The organism is Mariluticola halotolerans, assembly GCF_021611515.1.
In the GTDB taxonomy this organism is placed as follows: domain Bacteria; phylum Pseudomonadota; class Alphaproteobacteria; order Rhizobiales; family Devosiaceae; genus Mariluticola; species Mariluticola halotolerans.
The window spans coordinates 2,855,315-2,868,389 of the sequence record NZ_CP090960.1; the positions used below are offsets into that span (position 1 = coordinate 2,855,315).

Annotated in this window: 9 protein-coding genes; 6 read left to right on the forward strand and 3 right to left on the reverse strand. The window is 56.5% G+C overall.

Annotated features, from left to right (window positions below):
* Positions 1-85: 85 nt before the first annotated feature.
* On the forward strand, positions 86-1,771 hold the full coding sequence (locus L1P08_RS13655) for a Na/Pi cotransporter family protein (RefSeq protein ID WP_303617545.1): 1,686 nt from the start codon (positions 86-88) through the stop codon (positions 1,769-1,771).
* A gap of 34 nt (positions 1,772-1,805) precedes the next feature.
* Here L1P08_RS13655 and L1P08_RS13660 read toward each other — a convergent pair whose 3' ends face one another.
* Positions 1,806-2,204, reverse strand: a complete 399-nt coding sequence (locus tag L1P08_RS13660; RefSeq protein ID WP_303617546.1) for a response regulator — start codon at positions 2,202-2,204, stop codon at positions 1,806-1,808.
* A gap of 270 nt (positions 2,205-2,474) precedes the next feature.
* On the opposite strand from L1P08_RS13660, the gene L1P08_RS13665 reads away from it, so the two are divergent.
* The 5 genes from L1P08_RS13665 to L1P08_RS13685 all read left to right on the forward strand — a co-directional run bounded on the left by L1P08_RS13665 (position 2,475) and on the right by L1P08_RS13685 (position 10,592).
* On the forward strand, positions 2,475-3,671 hold the full coding sequence (locus tag L1P08_RS13665; protein ID WP_303617547.1) for a GGDEF domain-containing response regulator: 1,197 nt from the start codon (positions 2,475-2,477) through the stop codon (positions 3,669-3,671).
* Positions 3,668-4,021, forward strand: a complete 354-nt coding sequence (locus L1P08_RS13670) for an Hpt domain-containing protein (RefSeq protein ID WP_303617548.1) — start codon at positions 3,668-3,670, stop codon at positions 4,019-4,021. Before L1P08_RS13665 ends, L1P08_RS13670 begins: the two co-directional genes overlap by 4 nt.
* 14 nt (positions 4,022-4,035) lie before the next feature.
* The gene (locus L1P08_RS13675) at positions 4,036-5,328 is read left to right on the forward strand and encodes a GGDEF domain-containing protein (RefSeq protein ID WP_303617549.1); all 1,293 of its coding nucleotides are present in this window, start codon (positions 4,036-4,038) and stop codon (positions 5,326-5,328) included.
* A complete protein-coding gene (locus tag L1P08_RS13680) occupies positions 5,321-9,187 on the forward strand; it encodes a PAS domain S-box protein (RefSeq protein WP_303617550.1) in 3,867 nt (1,288 codons plus the stop codon). The genes L1P08_RS13675 and L1P08_RS13680 overlap by 8 nt, the downstream gene beginning before the upstream one ends.
* Positions 9,188-9,299: 112 nt before the next feature.
* Positions 9,300-10,592, forward strand: coding sequence for an NAD(P)/FAD-dependent oxidoreductase (locus tag L1P08_RS13685; protein WP_303617551.1), 1,293 nt, complete (start codon positions 9,300-9,302; stop codon positions 10,590-10,592).
* 23 nt (positions 10,593-10,615) lie between these two features.
* On the opposite strand, the gene L1P08_RS13690 is transcribed toward L1P08_RS13685, so the two are convergent.
* Together L1P08_RS13690 and L1P08_RS13695 are read right to left on the reverse strand one after the other, a co-directional pair.
* Positions 10,616-11,023: a MerR family transcriptional regulator gene (locus tag L1P08_RS13690; protein ID WP_303617552.1), complete on the reverse strand. Its 408-nt coding sequence runs from the start codon at positions 11,021-11,023 to the stop codon at positions 10,616-10,618.
* Positions 11,020-12,939, reverse strand: a complete 1,920-nt coding sequence (locus L1P08_RS13695; RefSeq protein WP_303617553.1) for a long-chain-fatty-acid--CoA ligase — start codon at positions 12,937-12,939, stop codon at positions 11,020-11,022. Before L1P08_RS13695 ends, L1P08_RS13690 begins: the two co-directional genes overlap by 4 nt.
* Positions 12,940-13,075 lie beyond the last annotated feature (136 nt).

Consider the following 13,075-nt stretch of genomic DNA (forward strand, 5'->3'; position numbering starts at 1 on the left):
TCCAAATTTTGCACAGCTGTGCAATATGATTTTGCCGTTTGCGACACCTAGTGGTCGACCGGCATTGGGGAAGGGTTGTCCGGGAATGGAATCGACGGTTCATCTGATAGACCTGCTTGGTGCTGGCGCGCTGATTATCTGGGGCCTGCGATTGATCAAGACAGGCATTCTGCGTGCGTTTGGTTCCAGCTTGCGCTTATGGATTGCCAAGGGTACCGGCAATCGTTTCACGTCGGCTCTATCGGGGCTGATGGCGACGCTTGCGGTACAGTCGAGTACCGCAACGGCTGTGATTACCGCATCTTTTACGGCGCGTGAAATCATCAATCCGCGGATGGCACAGGCGGTCATGCTGGGGGCGAATGTGGGCACCGCGATTGCCGCGGTCATTCTGTCGTTTGATCTCCACTGGCTATCGCCCGCGCTGATCCTTGTCGGTGTCATTACCTATTCGCGGAGCAAGCAGACACGCGGACGCGGCGTTGGTCGCGCCCTGCTGGGGCTTGGGTTGATGTTGCTGGCCTTGCAGCTGCTGGCAGGTGTGACCGATCCCTTGCGCTCCTCTGAGGTCATCGCAACGGTATTGCAGGGCATGAGCGACGCGCCGGTTTTTGCGCTGGCTTTCGCCATGGGGCTGGCCTTTCTGGCTTCATCCAGTCTCGCTGTCGTCCTGCTGATTGCCCTTTTGGCCCAGTCGGGGTTGATCGATGCAACTTTGGCGGTGGTTTTGGTCGGGGGTGCAAATCTGGGGGGTGCCATCCCGCCTTTGCTGGCTGTGGCGCGCGAGGGTGTTGCCGCGCAGCGTCTGGCCGTGAGCAATCTGCTGGTAAGGGCGCTGGGGGCGCTGGCGTTTGTTTTGTGCGCGCCGTTGATCGCCGAGGGATTGCTGATGGTCCTGACCAATTCATCGCATTTGACGATCGCGACGCATCTGGGTTTCAATATCCTTTTGCTGGTCGTGTTCTTGCCCTTGCTGGGTATGATTGCCGGGCTTGCGGCCCTGTTGGTGCCAGCTGCGGAAGACGCCGAGCATGACATCAACTATCTTGATGAAGGGGTGCTGGAGACGCCGGCATTGGCACTGGCAGGTGCTGCACGGGAGACGCTGCGTGTCGGAGACCTGGTGCGGGAGATGCTGGAGCGCAATCTGAGAGCGCTGGAGCAGGGCGATACAACCGCCTCGGAGGCAATCGCCCAACTGGATGATGCCGTGGATGCGCGTCAGCACGGGGTCAAACTCTATCTTGCCAAACTTAAACGGACCGAACTGGGCGAAGAAGACCGGAAACGCTGTAGCGAGATCACGTCCTATGCGATCAATCTTGAGCATATAGGCGACATTATCGATCGTGACCTGATGCGGATGGCGGTCAAGAAAGTGCAGCGTCAGGTGCGTTTTTCAAGCGAGGGGCTGGCCGAGATTACCGAGATGTATCGCAAAACTATCGTCAATATGCAGCTGGCCCAGTCCGTTTTTTTTACCCGGGCACCTGAACTGGCGCATCAACTTATCGCCGCAAAGGTTGATATAAGGCATTTGGAGGCACGTTCCGCTGAGCGTCATTTGGCCCGTGTTGAAGACCAGCGTTCTGAAACGCTTGATACGAGCGCGCTCCATCTCGATATACTGCGCGACCTGAAGCGTCTGAATGCACATCTTGCGTCGGCAGCCTATCCGATACTCGAAGAGATCGGGGCCTTGCGTGAGAGCCGCGTACGTTCACCCAGGAAGTCTGTTGATCTGGCCAGCGCGCAGCCGGAAAAAAGCTAGGCAGGATTTTGTGGGGTTGGCCGTAAGAGGCCCGCTACTTGTCGCGCGCGCCGGCCTTGGCCCATAATTCGTTTACATGATCGGTCAATGTCATCGGGTCGAAAGGCTTGACGATAACGCCGATGGCACCCAGCCCGAGATAGGTCTGCTGTTCATGGGTCTGGGCTTTGGCGGTCATGAAAATGACGGGCAAATTCTGCATATCCGGGAGTTGGCGAATCCGGTTGAGGGTTTCCGGTCCGTCCATGCCGGGCATCATCACGTCCATCAGCACCAGCTGCGGGGCGTAGGCAACAATGGTGTCCAGCGCCTGTTGGCCACTGCTACAATGTTTGACCTCGAAGCCGCCCAAATCCTGCAAGGTCATCAAGACGATTTCGGCAATGCTTTCGTCATCTTCGACATAAAGCAGTTTTTGAAGTGTCTCAGGCATGGGTTGTGCTCTTGGTGGTCTGGTGACGGGAAAATCCCCTTGGTGCCAGATACACTGTTTGCTAAGCGGATGCTCGTCAATGGGAAAACCAAAATGCGCCGGTTGTGATGCGCGCACGTATCCGAGCGAAAAAAAGCCTGAGATCGCGGGAGGGGGGTGGATTTATCCCTGGTTAACCCTGTCTCGATTTTGCAGCGAGCATGAACCTTCAGTTTATAAGTAGCCACTAACGTTTGTTGTTTGGCATCTGTTCGTCAGGGATTTGAAAACATGGATGGGAAGCGCATTGCTGTTGTGGACGACGATCCACTTTTTCTCGAACATGTTACCGCTATTCTAGCACAGCATGGTGGCATGCGTGCCGTCCCGCTGGAGAATGACGAAGAGTTGTTCCGTGCCCTTGATTCACAGGACCTGTCCTGCATCGTGCTGGATTATGATATGGGCAACCAGACCGGGCTGGCGCTTGGACAGGCGATCAAGCAAAAATATGCAGATGCGCCGCCTATCGTCATGTTGACAGGGCAAGGCAGCGAGCGCACGGCAACCAAAGCGTTTCGCATCGGTTTCAGCGATTATATTTCCAAGCGCAATCTCGACCCCAAGGAATTGATTTTGGCCATTCGCGGGGCGATTGCCCAGCGCGAAGCCGAACAGGCACGTCAGCGGGAAACCGAACGTTTGCGGCGTCACCAGCGTCAGGACAGCCTGACGGGTTTATATTCGAGCTCCTATGTCCGGGCGCGGCTTGATGAGATTGCGGCGAGCCAGTCAGGCAACGGCTTTACCCTTTTCACTATCCGGGTCAGAAATCTGACCGAGTTGCGGATGCGGGTGGGGCATGCGGCCTCCGAACGGGTATTTCGCGATTTTGCCAGCCGCCTTGGTGACGTGCGCCTGGATGACGGCTTTATCGGTCATTTGGGATCATATGATCTTGCATGTGTTTTTGAGCGCGTGATGGCACCTGAGGCTATTGCGGATGTGCAGCAGCGCCTTATGGAGAAATCCAGGTTTACAGCAGACTACGAAGGCTCCCGTATTGATGTTTCGGTAGCGATCGGCTCGGCTTGTTTCCCGGAAGACGGTGATGATCCGCAAGAAGTGATCAATGCGGCGATGGAAGGCATGAAGCCTGACGCGATGCCAGGAAACCCGGAAGAAGACCGGCGCCAGGATGATCTGCCTCCCTTGTCAGGGGATGACCTGCGGGAGCAGAAGCGCCGCGCCGAGCAGCGCTTCCGCGTGCTGAAAAAGGGTAAGATCATTATCAACGGGCTGAACACGGTCCTTGATTGCAGTGTGCGCAATATTTCCGAGTCCGGTGCCTATATTCGCGTTGATGGATATTTTGCGGCGCCCACCCGGTTTCAACTCCAGATTAGCGGCGATGACCCGAGATGGGTTTCGACCCGTTGGCAGGTGGGCGGCGATATTGGCGTTGAATATCAGGAGGGCGCACAATGAGCGCGACAGAGGCCGCCTTTTCTGCCCGGCATGCGCTGCTTAAGGAAAAATTTGCACTGCGCACCTGCGCAGAGGCCGAAAGATTAAGCGTGCTGATTATGGATCTGGATGTGTCAGCGCCTGAGCCGGCTTTTGCTGAAATTCACCACATTGCGCACCGGCTCGCAGGTGGCGCTGGTGTCTTTGGCCTTAACGAGTTGACGCAACCCGCAATGCAGGTCGAAGACCTGATCACCGCCAGGGCCATGCCTGACGCCGTCGCGAAAGCGACGATGGCCCTTGTTGAACATATCAAACAGGTGACTGCTCCCTTGGTGGCCGCCGCAGGAACACAAGAGGGTTCCGATTAGTCAGGAGACTGTCGATGGCATTGCCGCGTACCGCAGAGCATGACAACGAAACGAGCAGGCATGAACCTGGAGAGGCGCTGGTTGTGGCCGATACCCGCATCAGGACTGTCTCGGTTATTGACGCCGATGCCGTGTTGGGGGATCTGAGCAAGAAGCTTTCAGGATTGGGCTATCACGTTGTGGATGGTCGTTTCGCTGAGCCGCCCGAGGATTGTGTCGCTGTCATCATGAATATTGCGATGGATCCGGATCTTGTTCTCACCCGGTCGCTGGCGCAGAAGCACCGTATCGTGTTGATCGCAGAAAACCGGGACTTTGATTTCAGATTGCAGGCCGCACGGGCCGGAGTGGAGGCGGTGCTCTGGTCCCCGCTTGATCTCGTGGATCTTGGTGCCTGGCTGGCCGATTTTGATGACGCCGAAAAAGAAGCCTATACCATCCTGATCGTGGACGATGACGAACTGGCGGCAGAAACCTATGCGCTGACGCTGGAGGCGGCGGGCATGCATGTGCATGTTGTCACGGATGCGACCCTGGCGACCGAAGCCGTTGGTCAGGTGATGCCGGATCTGGTGTTGATGGACTTGCAAATGCCGGGCGCGAGCGGGCTGGAGATAGCCAGGGTTATCCGCCAGTCGCGGCAACATCTTTCCTTGCCGATTGTCTTTCTTTCGGCTGAACGGGATCCCGAACGGCAGCATATGGCCCGCAAGGTGGGTGGCGACGATTTTATCGTCAAGCCGGTCAATCTGGAGAATCTCGCCGGCCTTGTTGGCATTCGTGCCGAGCGGGCGCAGGCCCTTCGCCAGGTGATGGAGCGTGACAGCCTCACGGGATTGCTCAACCATGCCCGTTTCAAGGATCGTCTTGCGGCAGAGTTTGAGCGTTCAAGGCGCACGCAGTCGCCGCTGGCAGTTTGCCTGCTCGATCTCGATCACTTCAAACGCGTGAATGACACTTATGGTCATCAGGCAGGTGACCGGGTTTTGCAGACGCTGGCCCATTCTCTTGCCGGTGCCTTGCGCCGCACTGATGTGGTTGCCCGGTATGGTGGCGAAGAATTTGCCATATTGCTGCTGGACACGCCGGTGGAGGATGCCTTCCGAGTGATGGAAAAAATTCGCACAGGGTTCGGCAACATCGTTTTTGATTCTGAAAGCGGGCCCTATTCGGTGACGCTGAGTGTGGGGATCTGCAACGATCTGGACGCGGTTTCGACGGAAAGCATGGTACGGCGCGCAGATGAAGCGCTTTACGCCGCAAAACGCAATGGCCGGAACCAGGTAAAGGTCGCGGATCGTGAATAATAACCTGCAAGATTTGAAACCCGCGCGGCACAATGCGATCAGGGTCGCCAGTTTGTCCCTGCTGCTGGCTGTCCTTTATGTTGCGTTTGGCTGGCTGGGTTTGCAATTGGCTGTGCCGCCTGGCTATGCCACCACGGTCTGGCCGGCTTCAGGCATCGCTGTGGCTGGCTTGCTGTTCTTCGGCGGGGGGTTGGCATCGGGTGTGTTTGTTGGCTCATTTCTGCTTAATGCCTATGTCAGCGGAGCTGTTGGATCCGACGGCTTGAATGCAGGTGCGCTGGCAATCGCCTTGGCCATTGCATCGGGATCAACTTTGCAGGCGTTGTTTGCGGCGTTGGTGCTCCGCCGAATTTTTGGCGTTCCGGTTGCGTTGAAAAAAGTGGCAGATATCGTTGTGTTTGCGTTGCTGGCGGGGCCGGTTCCTGCAGTTATTGCGGCTTCGGTCGGTGTGTCGACGCTTTTTGTAGCAGGCGTGTTGCCTCAGACGGCCATCGTCGACAACTGGCTCACCTGGTGGACCGGTGATCTTGTCGGCATCGCGGTTTTCCTGCCGATTGCCTTGTTCAGCCCCTGGCGCCCCTGGGACGTACAATGGTCGGGACGTTCTCTTGCAGGTTTGCAAACGGCTTCTCTGGTTGCCTTGCTGATCCCGGTGGGCGTGACCTTTTACGCCTGGAAGGTCTCCAGTGAGATTTCGTTCTCCCGCAATCAGGCTGCGTTCGCAGCTATAGCTGAAGATAGCGAACGGGCATTGAGCTACCGCATTCAATCCTACACCCAGGGGCTGGATGGCATGGCCGGGCTGATTGGGGCATCCGAGCATGTGACCCTCCAGGAATGGCGCGCCTATGTCGAGGTGCTTGATGTCGAAGAAACCTTGCCGGGCATCAATGGTATCGGCTTTATCGAGCAGGTGACTGCGGGGCGGCTGGATGATTTCGCCAGGGAAGCGCTGGCCGATGGTGTTGAGGACCTTGTCATCCATCCTGATACGCCGGCTCCGGCGAATTTTATCATTCGCTACATTGAACCGCTTGCACAGAACAGGCAGGCGGTCGGGCTGAATATCGCTTTTGAAAGCAACCGTTACAACGCGGCAGCGCGCGCGCGCGATACCGGCGAGCCGACGATTACAAAACGTATATTTCTCGTGCAGGATTCAGAGAAAAATGCGGGGTTCTTGTTGTTGCGCCCGGTCTATGCGGCTAACCGGTTGACCGGCACCGTAGAACAGCGCCAGGCTGCGTTCCGCGGTTGGGTTTATGCGCCGTTTATCAGTAACCGGTTTATGAACAATCTCACTGTCAGTCAGGGCGTGGGGCTCAACCTGAGTGTTTATGATGGGCCAAGCGCTGACCCGGACCAATTGATTTATTCGAGCACCGGGGTTGCAGAACCGGATGTTGATGCGCGGTTCTCGGTTGAGAAAACCCTCGATGAATTTGGCGAACAATGGACGATCGTCTGGACAAGTACGCCGGGCTTCGAGGCGAGCGTTGGCACGAATGAGGCCACCTTGGTGTTGTCGGGTGGATTGTTGCTGTCGGCGCTTTTCGGCATCTACCTTCAGTCCTTTGCGCGGCGCGAAAATGCGATCAGGCGCATTGTGGAACAAAAAACCCGCGAGATCGCTGCGCGCGAAGAGCAGACAAGCTCGATTGTCGATACGGCGGTTGTTGCGATTTTGCTGTTTGATGCGCAGGGGCGGGTGTTGACCGCGAACAAGGCTGCCGAACAGATCTTCGGCTATCAGGGGGTTGGTTTTAACGACACAAGCATTGACCAATTGCTGGGGCAGGCGGATGGAGAGCGTGGTCCACACCTGTTGCAGAAACTGACAGGGCGGGCGCCCGCCAGCGGCCATCAGGGCGCATTGGCTGCGCGGCGCCTTGATGGGGCCGAGCTGTTTGTCGACTTGCAATTGAATAGCTGGAAGACGGAAACCGGCGAGAGCCGATATACGGCAATCGTTCGCGATGTCAGTCTGCACCGGCAGGTCACCATTGCCCTCGAAGAAGCTGAGGAACGCTGGAGCACAGCGCTAAAGGGCGCCAATATCGGCGTGTTCGATATTGACTTGACCACAGGGGCATCGATTGTTTCCGACACGTGGTGGCAGATGCTTGGTCTTCAGCCGGATTCTGATGCGAACCCGCAGGTAGAGTGGCAGAGCCGGGTGCATGAGCAGGATCTGCCGTATATTCAGAAGGCAGACCAGGCCTGTCTTGAGGGCCGGGCCGAGCGTTCAGAGACGGAATACCGAATAAAACATACCAATGGCAGCTGGATCTGGCTGAGGTCGGATGCCAGCGTTACTGCGCGGGACAGCAAAGGCAAGGCGCTGCGGCTGGTGGGTACCCAGACCGACATTACCGATCTGAAAGTTGCCGAATCTGCTGTGCGCGCCAGCGAGGAACGTTTCCGCTCGGCCATTGAGAATGCGCCTATCGGCATGGCACTGCTTGACCTGCATGGGCGCTGGCTGAAGGTCAATGACGCGCTTTGCAAGTTCATTGGCTATACGCATGATGAATTGCTGCAATCCGATTTCCGGACCCTTACGCATCCGGATGACCTGGAAACCGATCTGGCCCTTGTGAACGAACTGATAGACGGCAAAATCGAGACCTATCAGCTTGAGAAGCGTTATATTCACAAGGATGGCCATGCTATCTGGGGATTGCTCAGCGTCTCTATTGCCCGCGATGAGGATGGCAACCCCGCCTATTTCATCTCGCAGATACAGGATATCACGCACCGCAAGGAAATGGATCGGCTCAAGAGCGAGTTCATTTCCAGTGTCAGCCATGAGTTGCGCACGCCCTTGACGTCCATTCGTGGCTCCCTTGGCCTGATCGTGGGGGCGATGGCCAATGATGTGCCTGAGAAAGTGATGCGACTGCTCAATATTGCCCATAAGAACAGTGAGCGCCTGATCCTTTTGATCAACGATATTCTCGATATGGAGAAGCTGACGGCCGGCAAGGTGCGGTTCGAAATGAAACACGAAAACCTCGGCGATGAAGTGCGCCAGATCGTGGAAGCCAATCAGGGATATGCCGAGCAGTTTGATGTCACTTATGACCTGAACCTGCCGGATGAGCCACTGGTGGCAAATATCGACCAGGCCAGATTTCAGCAGGTTCTGACGAACCTGTTGTCAAACGCCACAAAGTTTTCGCCCCAGGGCGGGCGGGTGCAGGTGAGCCTGACGCGCAACGGAAACACGGCGCGTATCTCGATCAGCGATAATGGCAGTGGTATCCCCGCCAGTTTTCACGGATCCATTTTCGAGCCGTTCTCTCAGGCGGATGGGTCTGCGACACGGCAGGAAGGTGGCACCGGGCTTGGATTGCACATTTCCAAGCAGATGGTGGAACGCATGGGCGGTGCCATCGACTATGAGAGTGTCGAGGGAGAAGGGGCGACATTCTGGGTCGATCTGCCACTGATTGACGAAGGTGCAGCGGTAAAGCTGGTGGCCCGCGATGATTTTGACGGATTGCGCGCATTGCATATCGAAGATGATCTCGATTTCAGTGCCTTTCTGTCGGCGGCGCTCAAGGACGAGATGCTTTTGGTCAATGCGCCCACACTTGCCGATGGCCGGAAGCATCTGGCGGCGGAATCCTTTGATCTGGTGATTATCGACATTCAGTTGCCGGACGGCGACGGGTTGAGCGTTCTTGATGGTATTCCCCCTGAGTGGAACAAGCCGGTGATCGTGCTGACCGCTACAGAAATGGTGACGCCCGATCCACGGGTCAATCTGGTCATCGTCAAGTCAAAGACCCCCGAGGAGAAAATTGTCGAAGCCATTGTGACAGCGGCGCACGAAAAGCGGGCCCAGCCGGCCTAGGTGTGTAGCCGCAAACCTGTGCGGCAATTGATCCCGGTCAAGGTGTGGTTCGCCGATCGGGCGCATAAAGGACATGTATTTTAGCCTTTTCTAAACAAAAAAGGAGAAAAGCATGTCGCATATTGTCATTATTGGCGCGGGTCTCGGCGGGGTCATCATGGCCTATGAGATGAAGGCGAAAATGCGCCCAGAGGACACGCTGACGGTTGTCAATCTGGGCGCGGTTTACTCTTTTGTGCCGTCCAACCCCTGGGTGGCCATCGGCTGGCGCGACCGCAAGGATACCAGTGTCGATCTGACGGATATCTTCAGGCAGCATAATATCGGCTTGCGTACCGAGGGGGCCAAAAGGGTTCGTCCGGACAAGAACCAGGTGGAGCTGAACGGCGGTGATGTTCTCGAATATGACTATCTGATCATCTCGACCGGACCGGATCTGGCCTTTGATGAAGTACCGGGTCTCGGGCCTGCGGCCAATACCCAGTCTGTTTGTCATGTGGATCATGCGGTGGAAGCCAAAAAGGCGTTTGACCAATTGGTGAAAAAGCCGGGGCCGGTGGTGATCGGTGCCGTGCAGGGCGCTTCCTGTTTCGGGCCGGCATATGAATTTGCTTTCATGCTTGATACCGCGCTGCGGCGGGCCGGCATTCGCGATCAGGTGCCCATCACCTATGTCTCGCCGGAGCCCTATGTCGGCCATCTCGGGCTCGATGGGGTGGGGGATACCAAGGGATTGCTGGAAAGCGCCATGCGCGAGCGGCATATCAAATGGATCACCAATGCGCGCGTGACCAATGTCGATCCGGAAACCATGCATGTGGAACAGCTCAACGAGGATGGTACGGTCAAGGCCGAACACGATCTGGCGTTCAACTATGCCATGCTGCTGCCAGCGTTCCGCGGGGTTGCGGCGGTGCTCGGCATTGAGGGGCTGACCAATCCGCGCGGTTTCATCACCATCGACAAATATCAGCGCAATGCCGCCTTCCCCAATGTGTTCGGGATCGGGGTTTGCGTCGCCATTCCGCCGGTCGGCAAAACTGCCCTGCCGGTTGGGGTGCCCAAGACCGGGTTCATGATTGAATCGATGGTCACAGCGACGGCTGAAAATATCGGCGCGCTGTTGCGGGGCGAAGAACCTCAGGCTGTGGCGACCTGGAATGCGGTTTGCCTTGCCGATTTTGGCGACGAGGGAATTGCCTTTGTGGCGCAGCCGCAAATTCCACCGCGCAATGTCAACTGGTCCTCACAGGGCAAATGGGTGCATCTCGCCAAGATCGGATTCGAGAAATATTTTCTCGGCAAGGTCAGAAGCGGCAAGAGCGAGACTTTTTACGAGAATCTGGCGCTCGACATTCTGGGGATCAAAAAGCTCAAGGAAATCCATATCGAGCCGGATGAATAGTCGGTCGCTGATGCAATAAATGCTCAGGTATTTGCGGCTTCGCGGCCAAGCCGTTCAGCGGCCAGCTTCCGGATTTCTGTGAGTTCAGCCATCGTCGTTTTCAGGTCTTCGAGCTGACCGGCCAGAAGTTCCATGCGCGCATCGACCATTTCCACCAGCTTGGCCACCTGGGCGGTGTGGGTGCGGTCGGCGTCGTAAAGGGAAAGGTATTCGTGGATGTCCTTGAGACTGAAGCCCAGCCGCTTGCCGCGCAGGATAAGGATCAGCCGGGCACGGTCACGGCGGCGGAACACGCGGGTGCCCCCGACCCGCTCTGGTCTGAGCAGGCCTTTGGATTCGTAAAAGCGTATGGCTCTTGTCGATATGTCGAACTCCCGGGCGAGATCGGCAATTGCATAGAGGTCATGGCTTTCGGGGTCGGGCCGGTTCACTTTTTCGACTCTTTCATTTTTGCATATTCCTCGCGCAGCTCATTTTTGGAAAGCTTGCCGACGAGGGTTTTGGGTAGTTCGTCCTTAAAGATGATATCGCGCGGCATTTCCAGTTTGGAAATCTGCCCGCTGAGGAATTTTGTAATTTCCGGCGCACTGGCTTCCATGCCGGGTTTGAGCTTGACGAAGGCTATCGGGGCCTCCCCGCGATACTCGTCCTCGACACCAATAACGTTACATTCATCCACGGCGGGAAATTTGTAGATCGCTTCCTCGATGGTACGTGGATAGATGTTGAACCCCGAGGAGATGATCAGGTCCTTGATGCGGTCCACAAGGAATACGTAACCTTCCTCGTCGACATAGCCGACATCGCCGGTGCGGAACCAACCGTCGACAAAGGCAGATTCGGAGGCTTCCGGATTGTTGAAATAGCCGAGCATGACCTGCGGACCCTTGATCTGCAATTCGCCGCGTTCGCCCTGGGCTACCGGTTTGTCCGGATGTTCAATATCGGCAAAACGCACATCGGTGCCCGGTATCGGCTGCCCAATGGACATGTGCTTTGAGGGCACGCGCAGCGCGGAACAGCAAACGACTGGCGAGCATTCGGTCAGGCCATAGCCTTCAGCCAGAAGGGCGTCGGCGACAGTGGCGAATTCTTTGCGGGTTTCCTCAGGCAATGCCGCACCGCCAGAGATGATAACCTCCAGATTTTTGAGGTGTTCCTTGCGGGTTTGTCTTGCGGTGGCCAGAGCGTGGGTGAGGGTGGGCACGGCGGGCAGGACATTCGCCTTGGTGCGCACCAGCAGGTCCAGCAGCGACTTCACGTCGAACCGGGGGAGCATGACCACGCCTGCGCCATTGACCAGCGGCACGTTCATGCAAACCGTCATCGCAAAGATATGGAAGAAGGGGAGTACAGCGACCACTTTGGTGGGCGGGTAGAACAGGCCGCAGCCCCATGCATCGATCTGGTCAACATTGGCGGCAATATTGGCGTGGCTGAGCATTGCGCCTTTCGGGATGCCCGTTGTGCCGCCGGTATATTGTTGTACGGCGACATCTTTCTGGAAATCGACCTTCACCGGCTTGGGTTTATGGCCCTTTGCGACCATTGAACCAAAATCTGAAATACTGCTGGCGATGGGCGAGTGGATGGTGTTGGCGATATCGCCCCGTTTGGCTAAACGGAACAGGAGCGATTTCACCATTGGCAGGGCACTGGTGAACTTGCAGACAATAACTTTCTTGATCGGTCCCTCGTTGCTCAGCGCTTCCGCCTTTTCAAAAATCTGCTTGAGATCGAGGGTAATCATCAGTTCCGCACCGGCGTCGTCGACGATGTGATGCAGTTCGTTAAGAGAATAGAGCGGGTTGCAATTGACCACGATGCCGCCCGCCATGTGCACGGCATAATAGGCAATCGGATAATAGGGGGTATTGGGCAGCATCAGGGCAACGCGGGTCCCCTTCTTGACGCCGAATTCCGCCTGCAGGGCACCGGCAAAGGCGCGGATCTGTTCGCCAAAGCTTTTGAAACTGGTTTCCGCGCCGAGAAAATCGAGGGCGATCTTGTCACCATGCTGGTCGCAGGCGTTCAGAACACGCTCAAATATCGGTGTCTGATCGAGCTTGCATTCCCAGGAGATGTTGTCGGGATAATGGTCTATCCAGGGACGGGTGTGGGTTTTTGGTGCGGCCTTGCGCGTTGACTTGCTGGCGGCGGGCTTTTTTGTGGCCGGCTTTTTTACAGACGGTTTTTTGGCTGCCGCTTTTGTCGCGCTTGCAGCTTTTGATGTCGATGCCGGTTTGGGTGACGCTGCTTTTTTAGAGGTGGTGGCCCTTTTTACCGGTGCTTTTTTATCGGTCGCGGCCTTCGTGCCAGCAGTTTTTTTATCTTCCGCCTTGGTCAATCTATTCCTCCCGACGCTTTACGCGTTCATACAGATCAATCATCCCACCAATTTACGTAAGCGTCAATCTGGTGCCCTATGGATAGTTCAGAACTGGCAGGTCGTTGGCCACTTTTTAGGGTTTGCCGGATATGAC

Coding starts and splice junctions, on each gene's coding strand:
- L1P08_RS13655 (WP_303617545.1), top strand. CDS start 86: ATGGAATCGACGGTTCATCTGATAGACCTGCTTGGTGCTGGCGCGCTG.
- L1P08_RS13670 (WP_303617548.1), top strand. CDS start 3,668: ATGAGCGCGACAGAGGCCGCCTTTTCTGCCCGGCATGCGCTGCTTAAG.
- L1P08_RS13660 (WP_303617546.1), bottom strand. CDS start 2,204: ATGCCTGAGACACTTCAAAAACTGCTTTATGTCGAAGATGACGAAAGC.
- L1P08_RS13665 (WP_303617547.1), top strand. CDS start 2,475: ATGGATGGGAAGCGCATTGCTGTTGTGGACGACGATCCACTTTTTCTC.
- L1P08_RS13675 (WP_303617549.1), top strand. CDS start 4,036: ATGGCATTGCCGCGTACCGCAGAGCATGACAACGAAACGAGCAGGCAT.
- L1P08_RS13685 (WP_303617551.1), top strand. CDS start 9,300: ATGTCGCATATTGTCATTATTGGCGCGGGTCTCGGCGGGGTCATCATG.